Origin of the sequence: Variovorax sp. OV329, assembly GCF_900114785.1 — a bacterium.
GTDB lineage: Bacteria > Pseudomonadota > Gammaproteobacteria > Burkholderiales > Burkholderiaceae_C > Variovorax.
Genome location: NZ_FOUG01000001.1, coordinates 253,553 through 277,534 on the forward strand (window position 1 = coordinate 253,553; position 23,982 = coordinate 277,534).

Consider the following 23,982-nt stretch of genomic DNA (forward strand, 5'->3'; position numbering starts at 1 on the left):
GATGCCTGTGTGCTATGCGGCCAACTGTTCGGTAAGCTGCAGGATTTCGTCGATTTCGCGGGGGCTGAACACACCGCGGATGCCCTGGGGGTGGATGACTGTGAAGGGGGTGTTGATCAGGTCTCGCTTCTCCACCTTTTCGCGCTCGACGATGAAGTTCTTCAATAGGTTGAGGAACTCCAGTTGCCGGCTGGACAATGTAGTGTGAGCTCGGATGAACCGGTCAAAAGCAACGCTGACCTGATCGGGGAAGCTCCTGAGCACCTCGATGCCCAGGATGTGACGGATGAACTGGATGAACCGGGCCTTGCGGTTCTTGTAGACCTGCCGCAGCAGAGCCTCTGTAATGTGCGGGTGTTCTTCGTGCAGCAACTCGGCCAGTGCATTGGCTTCATCGGCGCTCACGGCCTCACCGTTCTTGATCTTCTGCAGCACTGAGTTGTGCTCGGTCAACTCGGCGATCAGCGACTCAACCATTTCGCGATAGCGGGAGATGCTTACCGCTTCGTGCTGCGGGCCGAACTCGACCCATTCCTTCTTGTGCAACTCGTCGGCCAGATCAAGATGCATCTTGTCTTGACCGGTGGTTTGCTCACGGAACTTCATCAACGGGCCGAGCTTGACCACCAAGTCGTCGAAAGCATCTTCGTCGGCCTCGACCCAGTAGTGCGCGGTCTGCGCCGCGCGAATAAGTGGCTCTTCCTGCTTCACAAAGCTGACCGAAAGTGGCAGCTCACTGATCTGTTCGACGATGCCCTCCTTGATCGTCTCCGCCCGCTCCTTCTCCTCACCTAGCACCGCCAATGAGTATTCGAGCAGATCGCGCTCAAAGCGCATGGCCTTGAAGTCGGCTTCGGAAACGGTGCGGAACAAGGGTTTGATCTCGGCTCGCAAAAATACGAGCCTCTCGTGGGTGAGGCTGATCCAGAAGTTCCCTTCTTCCAGTCGAGTCAAGGCCGTGGCTGCTTCCTTGATGAACACTGACTCTTTCGGCAGCGCTGCAATCTGAAAGCGGAGTTTGGCGACCTCGCGGTCGGCGATGTCAGGTTGGCCACTGTCGTTGGCCTTCTCTATCTTGTCGAGCCGCAGTCCGACCAGCCGAACTGGTAGTGACAGTTGTGGCTTCAGTTCCTTGCCCTTGGGATTGAGCTTGAAGTACTCGAAGTTGTCCCAGCAATCCAAAATGAGGAACACGTCCTTCTCAAGGCACCAGGGCCTGGGCTTGTTCGTTTCCAGCAGCCGCGTGCCACGCCCCACCATCTGCCAAAACTTGGTGTAGGAGAAGACCGGTTTGGCAAAGACAAGGTTGACGATCTCGCGCACGTCGATGCCAGTGTCAAGCATGTCAACGCTGATGGCGATGCGAGGCATGTCGTTGTTGGTGAACTGATCGAGCAGTCCGCCTTTGCCGTAGACGCGCGGATCGTCCGAAACTAGCACCTTGGCCAACTCGCCGTGATACTGGGGAAACAGCTTATCGAAGATCTCTTCCATGCGGCGGGCATGTGCCTTCGTCGCACAGAAGAAGATGGTCTTGCCAGGTAGCACGCCGTTGGCGTCCTTGATGGCTTCCTCCATGAACTCCCGGACGATCAAGGTGTTGGTGCCTTTGTTTATCACCTGCTTTTCGAGCTGCGTGCCCTCGAAGTTGATCTCTTCGATGTCCTTGCCCTGCAAGATCAACTTCTTCTGATCTTCCAGTGAAATGGTCCGCTTGCTGATGCCGTCCATCTGGAACTTGGTCTGAATCTTCATGACCTGAAAGTTGCATAGGTAAGGGGGCACGTTGTTCACGGCCTCCTCAAAGGTGTAGGCAAAGGTTGGCAGGCCGTCTTCGCAATGGAAGAGCTGGAAGGTGTTGTGATCGATGATGTCAGTTGGCGTGGCCGTCAAGCCCAGCGTGAGAGTCTTGAAGTAGTCGAGCACTTCGCCAAAGGTGTTGTAGATGGAGCGATGGCTCTCATCGACCACAATGAAGTCGAAGAAGTGCGGCGACAGGTGCTGCGTCTCATCCCGGATGATGTTGAGCATCGTGGGATAGGTAGCCACGTAGACGCGCCGGTCTTTAGCGACAAGCTTCTCGCCCACGTTCGGCCAACGCGGCTCGTTGGGCATGTGCTCCTTGAAAGCCGCCAAGGCTTGCTCGCGCAGCGCGATACGATCGACGAGGAACAGCACCCTCTCGGCGTGGCCAGCACGCATCAGGGCGTCGACCATGGCAATGCAAGTGCGTGTCTTGCCCGTGCCGGTGGCCATCACCAGCAGGAACTCTCGCTTCTTCTGCTCGATGCCTTCGAGTACCGAACGAATGGCCCGGATCTGGTAGTCACGGCCTGCGATCGAGGTGTTGATGAACTCCTGGGTCAGCGGCTTGCGATTTCGGCGGATGTACCCGAAGCGTTCGAGATCATCCCGGCTCGGGAAGCCGACCACCTTTCGAGGCGGCGCGTTTTCAAGGTCCCAGAAGTAGGTTTCGAGACCGTTGGTGTAGAAGCAAAAGGGCAGTTCGCCGCCAATCTGCTTCTGGATGTTGTAGCAGTACTGCTTGGCCTGTTCCCGACCAAGCGCGGCGTCCTTTTCCGTTCGCTTGGCTTCAACGACAGCGAGCGGCCTGCGGTCCTTGCCTAGCAAGACATAGTCGCTAAATCGACGGCCTTCGTAAGGCGTGCGAGGGTCCGACACACCTTCCGGCAGACCGATCAGGATGTCGAACTCTTCGACCACCTGGGTTGGGTCTTTGACGTTCCAACCCGACACCGCCAGCAGCTGGTCGATGTGCTCAGCGCGGGTTTGGACTTCAGACTTCGACATCCGCTGCCTTCTTTTCGTGCCTGTAATCGCATGGCCTGCAATACCGGTCAGACATGGCGATCCGTGACACGGTAAATGGCGTCGGTGGCGCTGGGAGGTGATGGTGCCGCAAGCAGCGCGCACTCGCCGAAGGGGGGTGGCGGGGGCAGCGTCCAGCGGCCCAACTCAGCTGCGACGCCCGAAAACTCCGGCAGCTAGAGTGTGTCAACGTGCTGAACCGCACCTTCTAAATCTCCTCGTCTTATTTTTTAGGGCCGATCGGCACCGGAGTTCGGGAGCGCATCCCGGCTACTCGGAGAAGATTCTGCCCGAGAAGCTGTCCGAAGTCGGGCGTTGTGCCAAGCGATGGTGGCTTCTCGTGTGGGCGCCGCGGCTGTGTCTGACCCGATTCACGGTCGGGGGATGAGACGTAGATAGTTCTCCTACTGCCTCCAATGACTAAGTTTTGATGCATCGGAGGCCGGAATGTCGGCACTGGGCAGCCGCAACCGTCTGCTCCTTTCACCATCCGACTTCGAGTTGTTGCATTACGCCGTTCGAGGAAGGGAGGAGGCGCACCGCAGGCCACTAGCAACATTTGTATTTCCCGGGCATTTCCCAATGAAAAAGCCGCTATCGAAACGATAGCGGCTTTCCCTTATCTGCATTGGTGCCGGAGAGATGATTCGAACACCCGACCTTCTCATTACGAATGAGCTGCTCTACCGACTGAGCTACACCGGCTAAGCCATCGATTATAGCGTGGTGTGATAGCCCGTCACGCGCTCGACTTCATTTTTCGATCCGAGAACAACAGCCACGCGCTCGTGCAGCTTGGTGGGTGCCAGGTCCAGGATGCGCTGGCGGCCGTTGGTGGCGGCGCCGCCGGCCTGCTCGACGATCCAACTCATGGGGTTGGCCTCGTACATCAGGCGCAGCTTGCCGGCCTTCTCGGGCTCGCGCTTGTCCCAGGGGTACAGGAAGATGCCGCCGCGCATCAGGATGCGGTGCACGTCGGCCACCATGCTGGCGATCCAGCGCATGTTGAAGTCCTTGCCGCGCGGGCCTTCCTTGCCGGCCAGGCATTCGTCGATGTAGCGCGTCACCGGCGCGTCCCAGTGGCGCTGGTTGCTCATGTTGATCGCGAATTCCTTCGTATCGGCCGGGATCTGGATGTTTTCCTGCGTGAGGATGAACGAGCCCTGCTCGCGGTCCAGCGTGAACATGGCCACGCCATTGCCCACGGTGAGCACCAGCGTGGTCTGCGGGCCGTAGATGCAGTAGCCGGCGGCCACCTGCTTGCTGCCGGCCTGCAGGAAGTCGGATTCCTGCACGCCCTGGCCGTGGCCGTTCTCGGGCTTCTTCAGCACGCTGAAGATGGTGCCGATGCTCACGTTGACGTCGATGTTCGACGAGCCGTCCAGGGGATCGAACAGCAGCATGTACTCGCCCTGCGGGTAGCGGTTGGGCACCAGGTGGATGCTGTCCATTTCCTCGCTGGCCATGGCCGCGAGGTGGCCGCCCCATTCGTTGGCTTCGATCAGCACCTCGTTGGCGATGATGTCCAGCTTCTTCTGCACCTCGCCCTGCACGTTCTCGGACTCGGCACTGCCCAGCACGCCGCCTAGCGCGCCCTTGTTGACGGCCTGGCTGATGCTCTTGCAGGCCCGGGCCACCACTTCGAGCAGAAGCCGCAGTTGCGAGGGAATGGACCCGTCGCTGCGCTGCTGCTCGACGAGGTATCGGGTGAGGGAAATCTTGTGCGCCATGGGCGGCAATCCTTGCTTGGTTTCGTTCAATTCGTGTGTCGGTCAGTTGCCCAGCGCGCGGGTCACCACTTCCTGGGTGTCCTTGCTCAGGTCGGGCTTCGCGGCCACGCGGGCGATGGCCTCGCGCGCCGCGCTGCGGTAGGGTTCTGCCAGCTTGTTCCAGCGGTCCAGGCCACGCGCCAGGCGCGCCGCCACCTGCGGGTTGATGGCGTCCAGCTCGATCACGCGGTCGCTCCAGAACACGTAGCCGGCGGCGTCCGGCCGGTGGAAGGCGCCGGGGTTGGCATTGCAGTAGCTGAAGATCACGCTGCGTGCGCGGTTCGGGTTCTTGATGGAGAAGTCCGGGTGCTTCATCAACTGGCGCACCAGCGGCAGGATGTCGCCGCCGCGATCGGGGGCGCCGGCCTGCAGGCCGAACCACTTGTCGATGACCAGCGCCTCGTCCTTGAAGATGGCGTGGAAGCTGGCCAGCGCCTGTGCCGCCAGCGCATGGGCGGAGGACACCAGCGCCTGCAGGGCATTGAAACGGTCGGTCATGTTGCCCGCGTCCTTGAAGCGCTGCAGCGTCTTGCCCGGCCACACGGTGTCGCCGCTCTCGCGCGCGGCCAGGCACAGGTGCGTCAGGGCCATGCCGGCCAGCGCGCGGCGGCCGGCCGAGGTCGGATCGGGCTCGTAAGCGCCGGTGTCCTTGTTGTCCTCGTAGGCCTGCTGCCATTCGGCCTGCAGTGCGACGGCCATGCGCACGCGCATGGCTTCGCGCACCGCATGCACGCGCTGCGGGTCGACCACGTCCAACTGCTCGGCGATGTAGGTTTCCGAGGGCAGGGTGAGCACCAGTTCCTTGAAGGCGGCGTCCAGCGCGGGGTTGCGCAGCAGGCTGCGCATGGCCTCGATGAAGGCGTCGCTGAGCGCGGCGCCGGCGCCGTCGGCCGACGGCGCCTCGATGGCGGCAAGGGCGGCGCGCAGTGCAAGGCGCTGGCCCGATTCCCAGCGGTTGAAGGGATCGGTGTCGTGCGCCAGCAGGGCCAGCAGTTGATCGTCGCTGTAGTCGTGGTCCAGGATCACCGGCGCGCTGAAACCGCGCAGGATCGAGGGCACCGGCTCGCTCTCGATGTCGGTGAAGGTGAAGGTCTCGCTGGGCTGCGTGACCACCAGGGTCTGCGTGGACGCAAGTTCGCGGCCGTCGGCGCCGATCAGGCCCACGTTCACCGGAATGACGAAGGGCAGCTTCTCGGGCTGGCCGGGCGTGGGCGCGCAGCTCTGGTCCAGTTGCAGGGTGTAGCTGCGCTCGGCCGCGTCGTAGCTGCCGCGGGCGGCCAGGCGTGGCGTGCCGGCCTGGCTGTACCAGCGCTTGAACTGGTCCAGCAGGCGCGCCAGGTCCGAATGCGGGTTGGCGTCGGCAATGGCCTGGGCGAAGTCGTCGCAGGTCACGGCGTGGCCGTCGTGGCGCTCGAAGTAGAGCTTCATGCCGCGGGCGAAGCCGTCGCGGCCCACCAGCGTCTGCATCATCCGCACCACCTCGGCACCCTTTTCGTAGATGGTGACGGTGTAGAAGTTGCTGATCTCGATGTAGCTGTCGGGCCGCACGGGGTGCGCCATGGGGCCGGCATCTTCCGGGAACTGGGCGGTGCGCAGCACGCGCACGTCCTCGATGCGCTTCACTGCGCGGGCTGCAGCGTCGGCGCACAGGTCTTGGGTGAACTCCTGGTCGCGGAAGACGGTGAGGCCCTCCTTGAGCGAGAGCTGGAACCAGTCGCGGCAGGTCACGCGGTCGCCGGTCCAGTTGTGGAAGTACTCGTGGCCCACCACGCTCTCGATGTTGCCGTAGTCGGCGTCGGTGGCGGTGGCCTGGTTGGCCAGGACGTACTTCGTATTGAAGATGTTCAGGCCCTTGTTCTCCATGGCGCCCATGTTGAAGTCGCTGGTGGCGACGATCATGAAGCGGTCCAGGTCCAGCGACAGGCCGAAGCGTGCCTCGTCCCAGGCGATGGAGCGCATGAGCGAGTTCATGGCGTGCTCGGTCTTGTCGAGGTCGCCGGGGCGCACGAAGACCTGCAGCAGGTGGTCCTTGCCGCTGCGCGCGCGGATGCGCTGCTCGCGTGCCACCAGCTTGCCGGCCACCAGCGCGAACAGGTAGCTGGGCTTCCTGAAGGGGTCGACCCACCTGGCGAAGTGACGGCCCTCGGGCAGGTCGCCCTGTTCCACCAGGTTGCCGTTGGACAGCAGCACCGGGTAGTCGGTCTTGCTGGCGCGCAGCAGCACGGAGTAGCTGGCCATCACGTCCGGGCGGTCCAGGAAGTAGGTGATGCGGCGGAAACCCTCGGCCTCGCACTGGGTGAAGAAGGTGTCCTCGCTGACGAACAGGCCCATCAGCTTGGTGTTCTTGATCGGCTGGCAGGTGGTGAACACTTCCAGCTCGAAGGCCTCGGGCAGGTTGTCGAGCACCAGTTGCTCGCCCTCCATGCGGAAGGAGGCGCCCTGGCCGTCCACCAGCACGCGGGCCAGGTTGAGCTCGTCGCCGTCCAGGCGCAGCGGCTGCACCGCCACGTCGGGGTTGCGGCGAATGCGCATGCGGTTGAGCACGCGGGTCTTGGCCGGGTCCAGGTCGAAGGTCAGCTCGACCGTGTCGATCCAGTAGGCAGGGGCCGCATAGTCCTCGCGCCGGATGGCGATGGGCTGGCCCTGTGCGTCACGCGATAGCAACATCGAGCGTCTCCAGAAAATTTGTTTGAGTTAGTTCGTGATAGTTGCGCACGGCGGCGATGACGTGCGGGCCGGCCAGTTCCTCGGGCGTGTGGGTGCTGCACACCGCCACGGCGCGCATGCCGCCGCGGCGGGCCGCCTCGATGCCGAAGGGCGCGTCCTCGAAGACGATGCAGCGCTCGGGTGCGGCGCCGATGCGCCGGGCCGCCTCCAGGAAGATGGCGGGCGTCGGCTTGCCGGTCAGGCCCTCGTCCCCGCCGACGATGGCCAGCGGCAGCGGGTCCATCTTCAGTCGCGACATCGCGAATTCGATGTTGTGCCGGTCTCCGGCCGTGCCCACCGCGATCTTCAGGCCCCGCGCGGCTGCATCCTTCGCGAAGGCGGTGAAGCCCGCCACCTCGGCGAACTGGTCGCTGAACATGTCGCGGTAGATCAGTTCCTTCTGGTGCACCAGCGCCTCGCATTCGGCATCGTCCAGCGGCCGGCCGAAGATCTCGCGCATGCATTCGACGCCGGTGCGGCCAGTGGTGCGCGCCAGGATCTCCGACACGTCCATGCCGATGCCGTGTTCCCGCGCAAAGGCCACCCACGACTTCGCATGCCAGGGCATGGAGTCGATCATGGTGCCGTCCATGTCGAAGATGAGGGCTTCGGTTCGCATCGTTGTTCCGGTGGGGCCGCGCTCAGACGCCTTGCTTCAGCGAGGCTTCGATGAAGGGGTCCAGGTCGCCGTCCAGCACCTTCTGCGTGGCCGAGGTCTCGTAGTTGGTGCGCAAGTCCTTGATGCGGCTCTGGTCGAGCACGTAGCTGCGAATCTGGTGGCCCCAGCCCACGTCGGTCTTGGTGTCTTCCAGCTTCTGCTGCTCTTCCATGCGCTTGCGCATCTCGTGGTCGTACAGGCGCGAGCGCAGGCGGCGCCAGGCGACGTCGCGGTTGCTGTGCTGGCTGCGGCTGTCCTGGCACTGCACCACGATGCCGGTAGGCATGTGGGTCAGGCGCACGGCCGAGTCGGTCTTGTTGATGTGCTGGCCACCGGCGCCGCTGGCGCGGTAGGTGTCGGTACGCACGTCGGACGGGTTGATGTCGATCTCGATCGAGTCGTCGATTTCCGGGTACACGAACACGCTGGCAAAGCTGGTGTGCCGGCCGCCGGAGGAGTCGAAGGGCGACTTGCGCACCAGGCGGTGAACGCCGGTCTCGGTGCGCAGCAGGCCGAAGGCGTACTCGCCCTCGATCTTGATGGTCGCGCTCTTGATGCCAGCGGTGTCGCCGGGCGTCTCGTCCTCGATCTGCGGCTTGAAGCCCTTGCGCTCGGCATAGCGCAGGTACTGGCGCAGCAGCATGCTGGCCCAGTCGCAGGCCTCGGTGCCGCCAGCGCCGGCCTGGATGTCCAGGAAGGCGTTGTTCGGGTCGGCCGGGTTGTTGAACATCCGGCGGAACTCCAGCTTCTCGACTTCCTGCGCGATGCGCGCGGTGTCGTCCGAGATGGCCTGCAGGCCGTCGAAGTCCTCGTCGGCGCGCGACATCTCGTACAGCTCGGTGTTGTCGGCCAGCTCGGTGCCGATGGTGTCGAGCACCAGCACGATGCTGTCGAGCGCCTTCTTTTCCTTGCCCAGTTCCTGGGCCTTCTTGGGGTCGTTCCAGACCGTCGGATCTTCTAGCGAGGCGTTGACGGTGCGCAGGCGTTCAGCTTTGGCATCGACGTCAAAGATACCTCCGGAGATCCACCGTGCGCTGGCTCAGGTCTGCCAGGGTGGCGCCGATCTGGTTGATTTGTTCTGCATCCATGTGAGTGTCCTGCCGGTGTCTTGACGAAACCGGGCATTTTCGCATGGTGCAGGGCCCCTCGTCCGAGAGGGGCGGGGAGGGCCTAGAAGCGGCGGTTGTAGGAGAACATCAGCCCGGCCGTGCCCAGCAGCGAAACCTGCACCGCATCCTTGGGCGTGAAGCGCCATCCCAGCGCCGGCACCACGATGGGCGACCAGCCGTTGTGATTGAAGGGCACCTTGTCCTCGTAGGGGTAGACGTAGCCGTACATGATGCCGGCCACCACCTTGCCGTACAGGGCGGGCACGCCGAACAGGTTGTTCCAGATGTAGCCCACGTAGGCCGTGCCGGAATCCTGTCCGAAGGAGTTGCTGAAGTAGGCGCCGCCGATGATCCAGTTATCGGCGCGTTGGCGCTCCAGGCCGATGAGGTAGGCGGTCTTGTGCGCGGGGTCGCTGCTGAAGTGGTAGACGTACGGCGCGATGGTCACTTCCCAGGCGGCCTCGGTGGGGACCAGGGGGGATGCCGACTCCTGCGCCGATGCGCCGCTGGCGAGGAGGGCGCCGCAGAAAAGGCTGGAAACCAGGACGGCCGCGCGCGCTTGCTTGTGGATGTTCTTCATGGAGGGCGAGGTCTTTCGTTCTAGATCTTCCCTGTCCATTGTCGCAGACGGGTCTTTCAGCTTTGGTTCAGAAAAGCCTCGACCAGCGCGGCCACCTCGAGGGGGCGGTCGTGGTGCATCATGTGGCCGGCATCCTCCAGCCGCACCAGTTCCAGGTGCGGCACCAGGCGCAGCCGCGCGACGAAATCGTCTTCCACGCCGCGCTTCTTCCAGGTCTTGAGCATGCCGTCGGCCGCGTCCACCGCCAGCACCGGTGCGCGGATCGCCTTGTTGATCTCGATCGCCTCGTCCACGCGGTACAGGTTGGCATTGACGATCTTGTGGGAGGCGTCGCCCAGGATGGCCCAGACCAGTGCCCCATCGGCTTTTGTGCTTTGGGCGGCCCAATGCGAGGCCAGCCACTCGGCCTTGTCCTGCGGCAGTCGGGGGTTGGTGCGCATCAGCCGGCGGGCGACCCCGGAGAGTTCGGGGTAGGTCTGCAGGTCCATCTCGCCGCGGCGGTGCGACTTGAGCTCGTCCATCCACTTGGCGTAGCGGCCGGGTGCCTGCTCGGGCCGCGTGGCGGGCATGCCGAAGCCTTCGAGGTTGACCAGCCGCCGCACGCGCTCGGGCCGTGCGCCGGCGTAGAACATGGAGATGTTGCCGCCCATGCTGTGGCCCACGATGTCGGCGGGGCGGTCCTGCAGGTAGTGGTCGAGCACACCGTCGAGGTCGGCCAGGTAATCCGGAAAGAAGAAGTTGTCGGCGCCGCGAGAGCTGGTCAGGCCGAAGCCGCGCCAGTCGGGGGCGATCACCGGACGCTCGGATTTCATTGCGTCGACCACGAACTGGAAGGAGGCGCCCACGTCCATCCAGCCATGCAGCATGACGATCGGGTCCTGCCCGCGGTCCAGGTCGCCCCAGATGCGCACATGGTGCTCGAGTCCCCGCAGGGGAATGAATTCGCTGTGACTGAGTCGGCGTGGCTGGTACATGCGGGAATGATAAGCAGCGGGCAAGAATGGCCCAGCCTTCCTAGAATCGCGCCCCATGACGAATTCCTTCAGCCCCAACGTCCCCCTCGGCCAGAGCGATCTGCGCGTCACCCCCATCTGCCTGGGCACCATGACCTTCGGCGAACAGGTGAGCGAGCCGGTGGCCCATGCCATCCTCGACCGCGCGCTGGAGCGCGGCATCAACTTCATCGACACGGCCGAGATGTACGCCGTGCCGGCCCGCAAGGAGACCTTCGGCGCCACGGAAACCATCATCGGCAACTGGTTCGCCAAGACGCGGGGTGCGCGCCAGAAGCTGGTGCTGGCCACCAAGGTGGCCGGCCCCTCGCGCGGCATGCCCTGGGTGCGCGAAGGCGCGGGCATGACGGCGGCGGACATCGTGGCCTCCTGCGACGCAAGCCTCAAGCGCCTGCAGACCGACGTGATCGACCTCTACCAGATCCACTGGCCCGAGCGCCACGTGCCGGCCTTCGGCTCGATGGTGTACGACCCGAAGCAGGAGCGCTCGGTCACTTCGATCCTGGAGCAGCTGCAGGCCTTCGACGGCCTGGTGAAGGCGGGCAAGGTGCGCTACATCGGCCTGTCGAACGAAACGCCTTACGGCGTGCACGAGTTCGTGCGCCTGGCCGAGCAGCATGGCCTGCCGCGCATCGCCACGGTGCAGAACCCGTACTGCCTGCTCAACCGCACGCTGGAGAACGGGCTGGACGAGACCATGCACCGGCTGAACGTCGCCTCCATTCCGTACTCGCCCCTGGGCTTCGGCCTGCTGACCGGCAAGTACGACAAGGGCGGCACCGAGGGCCCGGACGCGCCCAAGGACGGACGCATCGCCCGCTACGAATCGGTGCGCAAGCAGCGCTGGGGCCGCGCCGACGCGCTCAAGGCCGCGCGCCGCTACAACGAACTGGCCCGCGACAACGGCCTGACGCCCACGCAGATGGCGCTGGCCTTCACCTACGGCAACTGGCGCGTGGCCAGCACCATCATCGGCGTCACCACGCAGGCGCAGCTGGACGAGGACCTGGACGCTTGGGGCACCACCATTTCGCCAGAGCTGATGGCCCAGATCGACAAGATCCGCTGGGACATGCGCGACCCCGCCGTCTGAAAGCGCATGGGCAAGAAGGCGCATGTCTCGGAGACCCCGGCCACGCAGATGCTGCGCGAGCACGGGGTGGAATTCACCGAGCATCCCTACGAGTACCTCGAGCACGGCGGGGCGCAGCACAGCGCGCAGGTGCTGGGCTTCGACCCCTTCACCGTGGTCAAGACCCTCGTCATGCAGGACCAGGACGCCAAGCCGCTGCTCGTGCTGATGCACGGCAACCGCACGGTGTCGACCAAGAACCTGGCGCGGCAGATCGGCGCCAAGTCGGTGGAGCCGTGCAAGCCCGAGGTGGCCAACCGGCACAGCGGCTACCTGGTGGGCGGCACCTCGCCTTTCGCCACTCGGCGCGAGATGCCGGTGTACATCGAGTCGACCATCCTGGAGCTGCCGCGCATCGCCATCAACGGCGGACGGCGTGGCTACCTGGTGGGCATCGATCCGCAGGTTTGCGTGCGCCTGCTGGGGGCGAAGCCGGTGCAGTGCGCGCTGGCAGAATAGCCGCCTTCGTCTTCAATCCGGCCCCGGAGCCTGCCTTGAGCTTTCTCGCCCCTTCGTCCCTGCTTGCCATCCTGGCGTCCTACCTGGTGGGCTCGCTGTCCTTCGCGGTCATCGTGAGCAAGGTGCTGGGCATGGACGACCCGCGCAGCTACGGCAGCAAGAACCCGGGCGCAACCAACGTGCTGCGATCGGGCCGCAAGGGCGCCGCGCTGGCGACGCTGCTGCTGGACGCCATCAAGGGCTGGCTGCCGGTCTTCCTGATCGTGCAGTTCGGCGCGCATGCCGGCATGGGCCTGGACACCGCGGCGCTCGCGGGCCTGGCGGCCTTCCTGGGGCACCTGTACCCGGTCTTCTTCCGCTTCCAGGGCGGCAAGGGCGTGGCGACGGCGGCCGGCGTGCTGCTGGGCTTCGCGCCGCTGCTGGGGCTGGCCACGGGGCTCACCTGGCTGATCATCGCGGTGTTCTTCCGCTACTCCTCGCTGGCTTCGCTGGTGTCCGCCTTCTTCGCGCCGGCCTACTACCTGCTGGGCGGCAACATCGCCTGGCCACTGGATGCCACCGCCCTGGTGGCGCTGTCCGTCATGAGCCTGCTGCTGGTGTGGCGGCATCGCGAGAACATCCGCCGGCTGCTGGCCGGTACCGAATCGAAGCTGGGTGCCAAGTCCGCGCCCAAGAACGCCGAAGGAAACTGATCATGGGCAGCATCCAGCGCTTTCACGTAGGCCCGCGTTTGTCCGAGACCGCGGTGCACAACGGCACCGTCTACCTCGCCGGCCAGGTGCCGGACGACCTCACGAAGGACATCAAGGGCCAGACCGCCGAGGTGCTGGGCATGGTCGAGCGCCTGCTGAAGGAAGCGGGCAGCGACAAGTCGCGCATCCTCATGACGCAGATCTTCCTCAAGGACATTTCCGAGATCGGCGCGATGAATGAGGTGTGGGATGCCTGGATCCCGGCCGGCAACACGCCGCCGCGCGCCACCGTTCAGGCGCTGATGGCCAAGGACGGCTACCGCATCGAGATCGTGGTGACCGCCGCGCAGCTCTGAGGCGCGCGGCGCGCTTTCAGTAGCGCTTCTGCAGCACCATCTGGTCGCCTTCGCGCTGCATCGAGAAGCGGTTGATGAAGCTGTTGCCCAGCAGCACGAAGGGCATGGGCTGTTCGGACACGACGGCGTCGACCTCGTACACCTCCACGTCGCCCACCCGCACCGAGTTGAGCTTGACGCGGTAGCCGGCCGTCACGCCGTTGGCCGTGTTGATCTGCACCGGCTGGCCCTTCTTGTAGTCGAGGCCGATGCGCTGCGCGTCGGCCGCCGAGATGGCCACCGAGGTGGCGCCGGTGTCGACCATGAAGTTGACCGAGCGGCCGTTGATGGCGCCCAGGGTCATGAAGTGCCCGCCGCTGCCGGCCGGCAGCACGATGCGGGTGCCGTTGGCGCCGCCGCCCCCGCCGCCCACGCTCACCGGCTGGTCCATGCGCAGGGTGCTGCGCTGGCCGCCGACCTCGACCACCGCCGCATCGCCCTGCACCGAAACCAGCTTGACGCTGCCCAGCTTTTCGCCGGGCGCCACGGTACGCGGCGCGCCGCCGTCGACGATGAGGATCGCGCGGTTGCCGATGGTGCCGGTGAGCATCACCGATTCGGCATGCGCCACGCCGGCCGCCATGGCCAGGATGGAAAGCGTGGCCAGGAGCGGAAGGGCGGGGCGCATCGGTCGGGCTGTGCTCAGTCGCGGAAGTTGTTGAAGGACAGCGGCATGTCCGGCACGTCCTTGCGGATCAGCGCCATGGCGGCCTGAAGATCGTCCCGCTTGGCGCCGGTGACGCGCACCGCATCGCCCTGGATGGCGGCCTGCACCTTGAGCTTGCTGTCCTTGATGAGGCGGGTGATCTTCTTGGCGTCCTCGGACTCGATGCCGCTCTTGACCTTCACGACCTGCTTGACCTTGTCGCCGCCGATCTTCTGCACCGTGCCCTTGTCCAGGAAGCGCACGTCCACGCTGCGCTTGGTGAGCTTGTTGTGCAGGATTTCCTCGATCTGCACCAGTTGGAACTCGGCGTCGCCGATCAGGGTGATTTCCTTTTCCTTGAGCTCGACCGAAGCGGACGTGCCCTTGAAATCGAAGCGGGTCGCAATCTCCTTGGAGGTGTTGTCGACGGCGTTCTTGACCTCCGGCAGGTTGGGTTCGCAGACGGTATCGAAAGACGGCATGGGAAACTCTCCGGCGGACTTGCTCGTAGTTGTTGGATGCGACAATTCTCCCATGATCGTGGAGCAAAACGTCCCGCTGCAACCCTACAACAGCTTCGGCATCGTGGCGCGCGCGCAGCAACTGGTGCGCGTGCACGGCGAGGCCGACGTCGCCGCGGTGCTGGCCGACCCGCAATGGCGCGATGCGCCCAAATTCGTGCTGGGTGGCGGCAGCAACATCGTGCTCACGGGCGACGTCAAGTCGCTGGTGCTCAAGGTCGAGATTCCCGGCCGCCGGCTGGTGGAGACCACCGAACGCGCCTGGATCGTGGAGGTGGGCGCCGGCGAGGTCTGGCACGACACCGTGCAGTGGATGCTGGCGCAGGGCCTGCCGGGGCTGGAGAACATGGCGCTGATCCCCGGCACCGTGGGCGGGGCGCCGGTGCAGAACATCGGCGCCTACGGCGTCGAACTGCAGGACCGCTTCGAGTCGCTGGACGGCATCGACCTGCAGACCGGCCAGCCTTTCACCCTGGACGCCGCGCAGTGCGCCTTCGGCTACCGCGATTCGGTGTTCAAGCACAGCAGCACCGGGCCCAACGGCCTGGGCCTGGCGGGGCGGGCGCTCATCACCCGGGTGCGCTTCCGGCTGCCGCGGCCCTGGAAGCCGGTGCTGGGCTACCTGGACCTGGAACGCAAGATGGCCGAGACGGGCATCGCCTCGCCCAGCCCGCAGCAGATCTTCGACTGGATCGTCGCCATCCGCCGCGCCAAGCTGCCGGACTGGCGGGTTCTCGGCAATGCGGGCAGTTTCTTCAAGAACCCGACGGTCACGCCCGAGCAGTGCGCGGACATCATCGCGCGCGACCCGAAGATCGTTCACTACCCCATGGACGACGGCAGCATCAAGCTGGCGGCCGGCTGGCTGATCGACGCCTGCGGCTGGAAGGGCAAGTCGGTGGGCAATGCCGGCGTGTACGAGAAGCAGGCGCTGGTGCTGGTCAACCGCGGCGGCAACCAGAACCCTGTGACGGGCGGCGAGGTGATGACGCTCGCCAAGGCCATCCAGACCAGCGTGTACGAGCGCTTCGGCATCCGGCTGGAGCCCGAGCCGGTGGTGGTCTGAAGCGCCCGCGTTTCCAATGAAAAAGCCACCCGTGGGTGGCTTTTCTGTTCATCGGTCCGGGCCGGATCAGCCAAAGTGACAGATGTAGCTGTAGGGCTCGCCGGTAACGCGGATCTGGAAGCTGGAGTCGCCCGGCACGCTGAACTTCTCGCCCGCGCCCGAACGCAGCCACTCGCTGCTGCCGGCCAGCTGGTATTCGCAGCTGCCAGCCGTGCCTTCCATGATCTCCGGCGCGCCGGTGTTGAAGGTGAGGGTGGCGGGCAGGATCACGCCGACCGACTTCTTGGTGCCGTCGGCCAGGGTGAGGCTGTGGCTCACGCACTTGCCGTCGAAATACACGTTGGCCTTGGTGGCCACGCTCACGTTGCTCAGGGTGTTGGAAGGGGTGCTCATGCCCGCGATTCTAGGTGGGCCGTTTCAGCGCCAGCCGCGGCCGCCCTTGAAGTAGGTGTAGCCCAGGTTCAGGTTCACGCCGACGGGCGGATAGGCGTAGGGATAGCCGTAGCCGTAGCCATACCCCGGCGCATACACCGGTGCAGGCGCATAGACCACTGGCGGGGCGGCATACACCGGGGCCGGCATCACCGCGCCGCCGCTGCTGCCCGACAGCACCACGCCCTGCTCGGGCGCGACATTTCGCCAGGGTTCGCTGCCGCCATCGTTCGATGACCCGGGCGGCGGTGCGTCCTGGTTGCCGTAGGGCGCCTGCGACATCACGCCCATGGGCGTGACCTGCACGTGGATGTAGCTGCCCGGCGGGCTGTCGGTGCGGGTGGTGTAGGTGCGGCCTGCGTACTCGTAGGTGACAGAGTAGGAGGTGCTGCCGTCCGGGTTGCGCACAGGGCTGCTTGCGACCACCCGGACTGAATCCGGCTGGTCGCTCTGCTGCTGGGCCCAGGCCTGGCCGCCTCCGGCCAGCGCCAGCGCTGCCAATGCCAGCGAAGAAATCCTGTTGTTGATCATTTGAAGGTCCTCTTTTCTCGGTGGGCACGCATGCGCCTCGTGCCTCCCACAACGCTGTTGGAGGGGTTTTGGCGTACCGGGTTCAGCTCTTTACCTCGCCTCTGCAGCCAGCGGCTCCCAGGCCTGGGCATCAAAGCCCAGGGTGGCTTCGGCACGGGCCTTGGCGGGCCACTGGACGACCGGGCGCTTTATCAGGCTGGGGTTGGCCATCAGCACCGGCCGGGCAGAGGCGTTGTCGACCACCGAATCGCGGGTCTTCTCGTCCAGCTGGCGCCAGGTTGTGCCGCGGCGGTTCACCACCGCCTCCCACCCGGCCGAGGCCAGCCAGCGGTCCAGCTCGGGCCCGGGCACGCCCTGCTTCTTGAAGTCGTGGAAGGTGTAGGGGACGCCGTGCTCGTCCAGCCAGGTGCGGGCGCGCTTGACGGTGTCGCAATTGGGAATGCCGTAGACAGTGGTGCTCATAGGCCGCCCATCATGCCGTTGCCCGCCGTCGGCGACAATCGAAGGCTCCATGCAAACCCTCGAAGACTGGCTCGCTCACGCCGAGCGACTGCACACCAAGAACATCGAGCTGGGCCTGGACCGCGTGCGCGAAGTGGCACAGCGGCTCGGCCTGGCCTTCACATGCCCGGTGATCACCGTGGCCGGAACCAACGGCAAGGGCTCGACCTGCGCCATGCTGGAATCGATCCTGATGAACGCCGGCTACCGCACCGGCGTCTACAGCTCCCCGCACCTGGTTCATTTCGAGGAGCGGCTGCGCCTGTCGGGCCAGTCGGTCGAAGGGCAGGCCCTGGTGCCGCACTTCGAGGCCGTGGAGGCGGCCCGGGACGGCGTCTCGCTGACCTACTTCGAATTCACCACCCTGGCCATCCTGCGCTGCATGGCGGCTCAGAAGCTCGACGTCGCCATCCTCGAGGTGGGCCTGGGCGGCCGGCTGGATGCGGTGAACATCATCGACCCCGACTGCGCCGTCATCACCAGCGTGGACCTGGACCACATGGACTTTCTCGGCCCGGACCGCGAGTCCATCGGCTACGAGAAGGCCGGCATCATGCGCACCGGCCGCCCGGCCATCGTCAGCGACCCGGTGCCACCGCAAAGCGTGCTCGACCGCGCCAAGGAGATCGGCGCCGAGCTGTGGCGCTTCGGGCACGACTTCAACGTGTCGGGCGACAAGCTGCAGTGGGGCTGGGCCGGCCGCGGGCGGCGCTACAGCGGGCTGGCCTATCCGGCGCTGCGCGGGGCCAACCAGCTCATCAACGCGGCCGGCGTGCTGGCCGCGCTGGAGTCGCTGCGGCAGCAGCTGCCCATCACCGCGCAGGCGGTGCGCGTGGGCCTGGCCATGGTCGAGCTGCCGGGGCGGTTCCAGATCGTGCCCGGCCAGCCCACCCTGGTGCTGGACGTGGCGCACAACGGCCACGCCGTGGCGGCGCTGGCCGAGAACCTGGACGCGATGGGCTTCTATCCCACCACGCACGGGGTGTTCGGCGTGATGGCCGACAAGGACCTGGCCCCGATCCTCGCGCGCATCGGCCCCATGGTCGACCGCTGGTACTTTTGCGACCTGCCCACGCCGCGCGCGGCGCGCGCCGCCGACCTGGCCACGCAATGGCGCGCGCAGAACACCCGCAAGGACGTGAGCGAAAGTACCCATCCGTCGCCCCAGGCCGCCCTGGACGCGGCCGTCGCCGCCTCGGACCCGGCTGATAGAATCGTGGTCTTCGGATCGTTCTTCACGGTGGGTGGCGTGCTGGAGCACGGAACGCCCCGTCTGCAAGCAAAACACCTGCTTCCGGACGCCTGACCCGTAGAGCCGGGCCGATATGCCAGGGGCCCGTGGGGCCCCTTGAGTTTTGGGCCTCGGCTCCACATCTCGCACCTTCAGGATCGACGTTCAAGATGGCGTTTTTCAAGTTCCGCTCGGCAGGCCAACAGGGCAACGAAACACGCAACGCACCGGTGGCGGCACCGGCAGAAAGCGTGGAATCGATGCGCCGCCGCGCACGCCATCGCCTGCTGGGCGCCGCCGTGCTGGTGCTGGTGGGCGTGGTGGGCTTCCCCTTGCTGTTCGACACGCAGCCGCGGCCCGTGTCCAGTGACATCCCCATCGACATCCCCGACCGCAACAAGGCCAAGCCCCTGGCGGTGCCGGCCGCGCCTGCGCCCGGCGCCACCAAGCCGGAGGCCGCGGCCAAGCCCGAGGCGGCTGCGAAACCCGAGAGCAGCAGCAACACCAATTCCGCGTCATCGGCCAGCGTGATCACCGAACGCGCGGACGGCAGCGAGGTCACCGCGCAGGCGCCCGTCGCCGATCCGCCCAGGGCCGAGGCGAAGCCGACGCCCAAGCCCGAAGCAAAGCCTGAGGCCAAGCCTGCGCCGAAGCCCGAGCCGAAGCCCGAGCCGAAGCCGGAACACAAGCCCGAGGCCAAAGCCGAGCCCAAGACTGCCGACGCCAAGCCCGCCACCAAGCCCGCGGCCAGCGACGACGGTGTGCGTGCCCGTGCGCTGCTCGACGGCGGTGGCGCGCAGCCGGCTGCGGCCGACGCCGGCCGCTTCGTGGTGCAGGTGGGTGCCTTCGCCGATGCGGCCAAGGCGCGCGAAGTGCGCCAGAAGCTGGAAAAGGCGGGCCTGAAGACCTATACCAACGTGGCGAAGACTTCCGACGGCGAGCGCACCCGCGTGCGCGTGGGGCCCTTCGCCTCGCGCGCCGATGCCGACAAGGCGGCGGGCAAGGTCAAGGAACTGGCGTTGCCGGCAGCCGTTCTCACGCTGTAGCGGGTCGCCCAGGCCGTGGCCCCGCTGGACTGGATTGCGATTGCCGTGCTCGGGGCCTCGATGCTGATCGGCGTCTGGCGCGGCCTGTTGTTCGAGGTGATCACGCTGATGGGCTGGATCGCCGCCTTTGCGATGGCGCAGTGGTTCGCGACGCCCCTGGCGGCCTGGCTGCCGGTGGGCGAGCCGGACGCAGCATGGCGCTATCCGGCGGCCTTCGTGTTGATCTTCGTGGTGGTGGCATTCGGGGTGGGACTGGTGGCCAGCCTGATCCGCGCGCTGGTCAAGGCGGCGGGCCTGCGGCCTGTGGATCGCACGCTGGGGGCCGTGTTCGGTCTGGCGCGCGGCGCGTTGACGCTGCTGGTGCTGGCCGTGGTGGTGCATCTTTTTTCGCTGAACGAGAACGACTGGTGGCGGGGCACGTACAGCGCCGCCATCCTGGATACGACATTGCAGAACGCCAAGCCGGCGCTGCCCGAGAAACTGGCAAGCTTTTTGCCCTGAGAGGAACGCTTCATGTGTGGAATCGTCGGTGTTGTCAGCAGCACCCCAGTGAACCAACTGCTCTATGACGCCATGCTGCTGCTGCAGCACCGCGGCCAGGACGCGGCCGGCATGGTCACCCTGCAGGAGCGCAAGTTCTTCATGCACAAGGCCAAGGGCATGGTGCGCGACGTGTTCCGCACCCGCAACATGCGCGCGCTGCCGGGCGCCGTGGGCCTGGGCCAGGTGCGCTACCCGACCGCCGGCAACGCCTACAGCGAGGAAGAGGCGCAGCCCTTCTACGTCAACGCACCCTTCGGCCTGGTGCTGGTGCACAACGGCAACCTCACCAACGCGCACGCGCTGCGCGCCGAGCTGTTCTCCACCGATCACCGCCACACCAACACCGAGAGCGACTCCGAAGTGCTGCTCAACGTGCTGGCGCACGAGCTGGAACGCTCCACGCGCGGCGTGCCGCTGCATTCCAACGAGGTGTTCGAAGCGGTGCGCAACGTGCACAAGCGCATCCGCGGCTCCTACTCGGTCATCTCGCTCATCGCCGGCCACGGCCTGCTGGGCTTCCGCGACCCCTACGGCATCCGACCGCTGTGCATGGGCCGCTCGGCCGACGGCACCGTGATGCTGGCCAGCGAATCGGTGGCGCTGGAAGGCTCGGGCTTTGTGTTCGAACGCGACATCAACCCCGGCGAAGCGGTGTTCATCGACCTGCAGGGCCAAGTGCATTCGATGCAGTGCGCAGAAGGCGCCACGCTCAACCCCTGCATCTTCGAGTTCGTCTACCTGGCGCGCCCGGATTCGAGCATGGACGGCATCTCGGTCTACCAGGCACGCCTGAACCTGGGCGAGACGCTGGCCAAGCGCGTGGTCTCCACCGTGCCGCCGAACGACATCGACGTGATCATCCCGATCCCCGAATCGAGCCGCCCCAGCGCCACCCAGCTGGCGCACCTGCTGGGCGTCCAGTACCGCGAAGGCTTCGTGAAGAACCGCTACGTGGGCCGCACCTTCATCATGCCGGGCCAGGGCGTGCGCAAGAAGTCGGTGCGCCAGAAGCTCAACGTGATCGCCAGCGAGTTCAAGGGCCGCAACGTGCTGCTGGTGGACGACTCCATCGTGCGCGGCACCACCAGCCGCGAGATCGTGCAGATGGCGCGCGACGCCGGTGCCCGCAAGGTGTACCTGGCCAGCGCCGCGCCGCCGGTGCGCTTCCCGAACGTGTACGGCATCGACATGCCCACCAAGGACGAGCTGGTGGCGCACGGACGCACCGTGGAAGAAATCCGCGAACTCATCGGCTGCGATGCGCTGATCTACCAGGACGTGGACGCGATGAAGCAGGCCGTCGCCAAGGCGCTGTCGCCTTCCTCGAAGCGCAAGCTGGACGGCTTCGATGCGTCCTGCTTCGACGGTGTCTACATCACCGGCGACATCGACACCGATGCCATCGTCCGCATGAACAACAACCGCCCGCGCATCGAGGAGACCGAAGAGGATTCCTCGCGACTGGCACTGCCCAACATGACGGAGGGCTGATGGCCACGGAAAAATCACTGCCCGAGGGCCTGCGCCCCGAGACGCTGGCGGTGCGCACCGCCATCGAGCGCAGCCAGTACGGCGAGAACTCGGAGGCGCTGTACCTCACCAGCGGCTTCGTGCAGCCCGACGCCGCCACCTCGGCCGAGCGCTTCGCGAGCGGCGAGGGCTACACCTACGCGCGCACCTCCAATCCCACCGTCACCGCTTTCGAGAAGCGGCTGGCGGCACTGGAAGGCACCGAGGCCGCCATCGGCGCGTCCAGCGGCATGGGCGCCATCCTCATGATGATCATGGGCCTGCTCAAGGCGGGTGACCACGTCATCCTCTCGCGCTCCATGTTCGGCTCCACGCTGAACCTGTTCGCCAAGGAGTTCGGCAAGTTCGGCGTCGAGACCACCTTCGTCTCGCAGACCGACGTGGACGAGTGGCGCGCCGCGCTCAAGCCCAACACGAAGCTGCTCTTTGCCGAGACGCCTACCAATCCGCTCACCGAGGTATGCGACATCGCGGCGCTGGCCGAGATGGCCCACGGCGCCGGCGCGCTGCTGGCGGTGGACAACGCCTTCGCCACGCCCATGCTGCAGAAGCCCACGCAACTGGGCGCGGACGTCGTCATGCACTCGGGCACCAAGTACCTGGACGGGCAGGGCAGGGTCATGGCCGGTGCGCTTTGCGGCAGCCGGCAGCTCATCACCGAGAAGTTCGCGCCCATCGTGCGCACCGCCGGCATGGTGCTCTCGCCCTTCAACGCCTGGGTGGTGCTCAAGGGCATGGAGACGCTGGGCGTGCGCGTGAAGGCACAGTGCGACAACGCGCTGACCATCGCGCGCTGGCTCGAGGAAAAGCCGCAGGTGGGCCGCGTGTTCTACCCCGGCCTGCCATCGCATCCGCAGCATGAACTGGCCATGCGCCAGCAGAGCGGCCTGGGCGGCGGCGTGCTGACCTTCGTGCTCAAGGGCGACAGCCCCGAGGCCGAGCGCGCCAAGGCCTTCCACGTGATCGACAGCTGCCGCGTGATGAGCATCGCCACCAACCTGGGCGACACCAAGACCATCATCAGCCACCCGGCCACCACGTCTCACGGCCGCCTCACCGAAGCGCAGCGCCAGGCGGCCGGCATCACCCAGGGCACCATCCGCGTCGCGGTGGGCCTGGAGCACCACGAAGACATCCAGGACGACCTGATGCGCGGCCTTGCCTCGCTGACCTCATGACAACGACAACAAGCCAAAAGACCCGCACCCGCTTCGCGCCTTCGCCGACGGGCTTCATCCACCTGGGCAACATCCGCTCGGCGCTGTACCCGTGGGCTTTCGCGCGCTCGACCGGCGGCGACTTCATCCTGCGCATCGAGGACACCGACGTGGAGCGGTCGACCCAGGCGGCCGTCGACGTCATCATCGAAGGCATGGCCTGGCTGGGCCTGGACCATGACGAAGGTCCGTTCTACCAGATGCAGCGCATGGACCGCTACAAGGAAGTGCTGGCGCAGATGCAGCAGCAGGGCCTGGTCTATCCCTGCTACATGAGCGTGGAAGAACTCGATGCGCTGCGCGAGCGCCAGATGGCCGCCAAACAGAAGCCGCGCTACGACGGCACCTGGCGTCCCGAGCCGGGCAAGACGCTGCCGCAAGTCCCCGAGGGCGTGAAGCCGGTGCTGCGCTTCCGCAATCCGCAGGACGGCGCGGTGGCGTGGGACGACAAGGTCAAGGGCCGCATCGAGGTGAGCAACGAGGAGCTCGACGACCTGGTGATCGCGCGCCCCGACGGCACGCCCACGTACAACTTCTGCGTGGTGGTCGACGACATCGACATGGCGATCACGCACGTGATCCGCGGCGACGACCACGTGAACAACACGCCGCGCCAGATCAACATCTTCCGCGCGCTCGGCAAGGAGCCGCCGGTGTATGCGCACCTGCCCACCGTGCTCAACGAGCAGGGCGAGAAGATGAGCAAGCGCCACGGCGCCAAGCCCGTCACGCAATACCGCGACGAGGGCTTCTTGCCCGATGCGATGGTGAACTACCTCGCGCGCCTGGGCTGGAGCCACGGCGACGACGAGATCTTTTCGCGCGCGCAGTTCATCGAGTGGTTCAACCTCGACCACCTCGGCCGCAGCGCCGCGCAGTTCGACGAGACGAAGCTGCGCTGGGTCAACGCGCAGCACCTGAAGGCGATGGCCGACGATGCGCTTGCGCCTCTTGTCGCAGCGCAGTTGGGCAAGCGCGGCATTGCAGTCGACGAACGTCTCGCATCCATCTGCGGCCTGTTCAAGGACCGCTGCGACACCATCGTTGCGCTCGCTGATTGGATCGCGCCTTATTACACCGACATCACGCCCAGCGATGCCGATCGCGCACAGCATATTTCTGATGCAGTGAAGCCGGCGATCGCCTCTCTTGCTGTTAAACTCGCTGGCGTTGCTTGGGACAAACCAGCGATTGCTTCGGCAATCAAGGAAGTCCTTTCGGAACATGGCTTGAAGATGCCCGCGCTGGCGATGCCAGTGCGAGTGCTGGTGATGGGAACACCCCAGACACCTTCGCTCGATGCGGTGCTCGCCAACTTCTCTCGCGAAAAAGTTATTGAGCGATTGAAAACGGCGTAAATTTCGAGCTATAATCTG

General features: G+C 65.7%; 23 protein-coding genes and 1 tRNA gene. 11 read left to right on the top strand and 13 right to left on the bottom strand.

The features are described 5' to 3' along the window. Positions 1–12 precede the first annotated feature (12 nt). The 8 genes from BM345_RS01115 to BM345_RS01150 all read right to left on the bottom strand — a co-directional run bounded on the left by BM345_RS01115 (position 13) and on the right by BM345_RS01150 (position 10,625). Entirely contained in the window at positions 13–2,811 is a 2,799-nt protein-coding gene (locus tag BM345_RS01115; RefSeq protein ID WP_093374661.1) for a DEAD/DEAH box helicase family protein, read from the bottom strand. A 647-nt stretch (positions 2,812–3,458) separates the two neighbouring features. Continuing rightward, positions 3,459–3,534: transfer RNA gene (locus BM345_RS01120), tRNA-Thr, on the bottom strand. Positions 3,535–3,545: 11 nt separating this feature from the next. Beyond that, the gene (locus BM345_RS01125; RefSeq protein WP_093374663.1) at positions 3,546–4,559 is read right to left on the bottom strand and encodes a class 1 fructose-bisphosphatase; all 1,014 of its coding nucleotides are present in this window, start codon (positions 4,557–4,559) and stop codon (positions 3,546–3,548) included. A gap of 42 nt (positions 4,560–4,601) precedes the next feature. Beyond that, positions 4,602–7,265, bottom strand: coding sequence for an aminopeptidase N (pepN, locus tag BM345_RS01130; protein WP_093374665.1), 2,664 nt, complete (start codon positions 7,263–7,265; stop codon positions 4,602–4,604). Next, positions 7,249–7,923 carry an HAD family hydrolase gene (locus tag BM345_RS01135; RefSeq protein WP_093374667.1) on the bottom strand — a complete coding sequence of 225 codons (675 nt, stop codon included), beginning with the start codon at positions 7,921–7,923 and terminating at the stop codon, positions 7,249–7,251. The genes pepN and BM345_RS01135 overlap by 17 nt, the downstream gene beginning before the upstream one ends. A 22-nt stretch (positions 7,924–7,945) precedes the next feature. Then, a protein-coding gene (gene prfB / locus BM345_RS01140; RefSeq protein WP_139237444.1) for a peptide chain release factor 2 occupies positions 7,946–9,050 on the bottom strand; the annotation gives its coding sequence in 2 pieces (ribosomal slippage) (positions 7,946–8,968 and positions 8,970–9,050; 1,104 coding nt in all). 82 nt (positions 9,051–9,132) lie between these two features. Continuing rightward, positions 9,133–9,651 (bottom strand): hypothetical protein, encoded by a 519-nt coding sequence (locus BM345_RS01145; RefSeq protein ID WP_093374669.1) that lies wholly within the window; start codon positions 9,649–9,651, stop codon positions 9,133–9,135. A gap of 56 nt (positions 9,652–9,707) precedes the next feature. Continuing rightward, a complete protein-coding gene (locus BM345_RS01150) occupies positions 9,708–10,625 on the bottom strand; it encodes an alpha/beta fold hydrolase (protein ID WP_093374671.1) in 918 nt (305 codons plus the stop codon). Between the two features lie 55 nt (positions 10,626–10,680). Between BM345_RS01150 and BM345_RS01155 the strand changes: the two genes are divergently transcribed. From BM345_RS01155 to BM345_RS01170, 4 genes are read left to right on the top strand one after another with little or no spacing between them, the layout of a single operon-like run. Beyond that, positions 10,681–11,757 carry an aldo/keto reductase gene (locus BM345_RS01155; protein WP_093374673.1) on the top strand — a complete coding sequence of 359 codons (1,077 nt, stop codon included), beginning with the start codon at positions 10,681–10,683 and terminating at the stop codon, positions 11,755–11,757. A gap of 6 nt (positions 11,758–11,763) precedes the next feature. Then, a complete protein-coding gene (locus tag BM345_RS01160) occupies positions 11,764–12,255 on the top strand; it encodes an aminoacyl-tRNA deacylase (RefSeq protein WP_093374675.1) in 492 nt (163 codons plus the stop codon). Positions 12,256–12,290: 35 nt separating this feature from the next. Further along, complete coding sequence (gene plsY / locus BM345_RS01165) at positions 12,291–12,947, top strand: glycerol-3-phosphate 1-O-acyltransferase PlsY (RefSeq protein ID WP_093374677.1); 657 nt, start codon at positions 12,291–12,293, stop codon at positions 12,945–12,947. Between the two features lie 2 nt (positions 12,948–12,949). Then, complete coding sequence (locus BM345_RS01170; protein WP_093374679.1) at positions 12,950–13,303, top strand: RidA family protein; 354 nt, start codon at positions 12,950–12,952, stop codon at positions 13,301–13,303. Between the two features lie 16 nt (positions 13,304–13,319). Here BM345_RS01170 and BM345_RS01175 read toward each other — a convergent pair whose 3' ends face one another. Beyond that, on the bottom strand, positions 13,320–13,970 hold the full coding sequence (locus BM345_RS01175; RefSeq protein WP_093374681.1) for a retropepsin-like aspartic protease family protein: 651 nt from the start codon (positions 13,968–13,970) through the stop codon (positions 13,320–13,322). Positions 13,971–13,984: 14 nt separating this feature from the next. Next, positions 13,985–14,470, bottom strand: coding sequence for a YajQ family cyclic di-GMP-binding protein (locus tag BM345_RS01180; RefSeq protein WP_093374683.1), 486 nt, complete (start codon positions 14,468–14,470; stop codon positions 13,985–13,987). A 52-nt stretch (positions 14,471–14,522) separates the two neighbouring features. On the opposite strand from BM345_RS01180, the gene murB reads away from it, so the two are divergent. Continuing rightward, entirely contained in the window at positions 14,523–15,575 is a 1,053-nt protein-coding gene (gene murB / locus BM345_RS01185) for a UDP-N-acetylmuramate dehydrogenase (RefSeq protein ID WP_093374685.1), read from the top strand. Positions 15,576–15,641: 66 nt separating this feature from the next. Here the strand turns inward: murB and BM345_RS01190 are convergent, their stop codons facing one another. The 3 genes from BM345_RS01190 to BM345_RS01200 all read right to left on the bottom strand — a co-directional run bounded on the left by BM345_RS01190 (position 15,642) and on the right by BM345_RS01200 (position 17,000). Then, positions 15,642–15,968 (bottom strand): pyrimidine/purine nucleoside phosphorylase, encoded by a 327-nt coding sequence (locus tag BM345_RS01190; protein WP_093374687.1) that lies wholly within the window; start codon positions 15,966–15,968, stop codon positions 15,642–15,644. A gap of 24 nt (positions 15,969–15,992) precedes the next feature. Beyond that, complete coding sequence (locus tag BM345_RS01195) at positions 15,993–16,538, bottom strand: hypothetical protein (RefSeq protein WP_093374689.1); 546 nt, start codon at positions 16,536–16,538, stop codon at positions 15,993–15,995. A 90-nt stretch (positions 16,539–16,628) separates the two neighbouring features. Next, positions 16,629–17,000 (bottom strand): ArsC family reductase, encoded by a 372-nt coding sequence (locus BM345_RS01200; RefSeq protein ID WP_093374691.1) that lies wholly within the window; start codon positions 16,998–17,000, stop codon positions 16,629–16,631. 49 nt (positions 17,001–17,049) lie between these two features. Here BM345_RS01200 and folC point away from each other — a divergent pair, with 49 nt between their 5' ends. The 6 genes from folC (at position 17,050) to gltX (ending at position 23,964) form a co-directional block, all read left to right on the top strand. Then, complete coding sequence (gene folC / locus BM345_RS01205) at positions 17,050–18,345, top strand: bifunctional tetrahydrofolate synthase/dihydrofolate synthase (protein WP_175544858.1); 1,296 nt, start codon at positions 17,050–17,052, stop codon at positions 18,343–18,345. A gap of 95 nt (positions 18,346–18,440) precedes the next feature. Next, complete coding sequence (locus BM345_RS01210) at positions 18,441–19,316, top strand: SPOR domain-containing protein (RefSeq protein ID WP_093374693.1); 876 nt, start codon at positions 18,441–18,443, stop codon at positions 19,314–19,316. A gap of 15 nt (positions 19,317–19,331) precedes the next feature. Next, the gene (locus BM345_RS01215; RefSeq protein ID WP_093374695.1) at positions 19,332–19,817 is read left to right on the top strand and encodes a CvpA family protein; all 486 of its coding nucleotides are present in this window, start codon (positions 19,332–19,334) and stop codon (positions 19,815–19,817) included. A gap of 12 nt (positions 19,818–19,829) precedes the next feature. Further along, positions 19,830–21,350 (top strand): amidophosphoribosyltransferase, encoded by a 1,521-nt coding sequence (gene purF, locus BM345_RS01220; RefSeq protein ID WP_093374697.1) that lies wholly within the window; start codon positions 19,830–19,832, stop codon positions 21,348–21,350. After that, entirely contained in the window at positions 21,350–22,567 is a 1,218-nt protein-coding gene (locus BM345_RS01225) for an O-succinylhomoserine sulfhydrylase (protein WP_175544859.1), read from the top strand. The genes purF and BM345_RS01225 overlap by 1 nt, the downstream gene beginning before the upstream one ends. Then, on the top strand, positions 22,564–23,964 hold the full coding sequence (gltX, locus tag BM345_RS01230; RefSeq protein WP_093374699.1) for a glutamate--tRNA ligase: 1,401 nt from the start codon (positions 22,564–22,566) through the stop codon (positions 23,962–23,964). The genes BM345_RS01225 and gltX overlap by 4 nt, the downstream gene beginning before the upstream one ends. Positions 23,965–23,982: the final 18 nt, after the last annotated feature.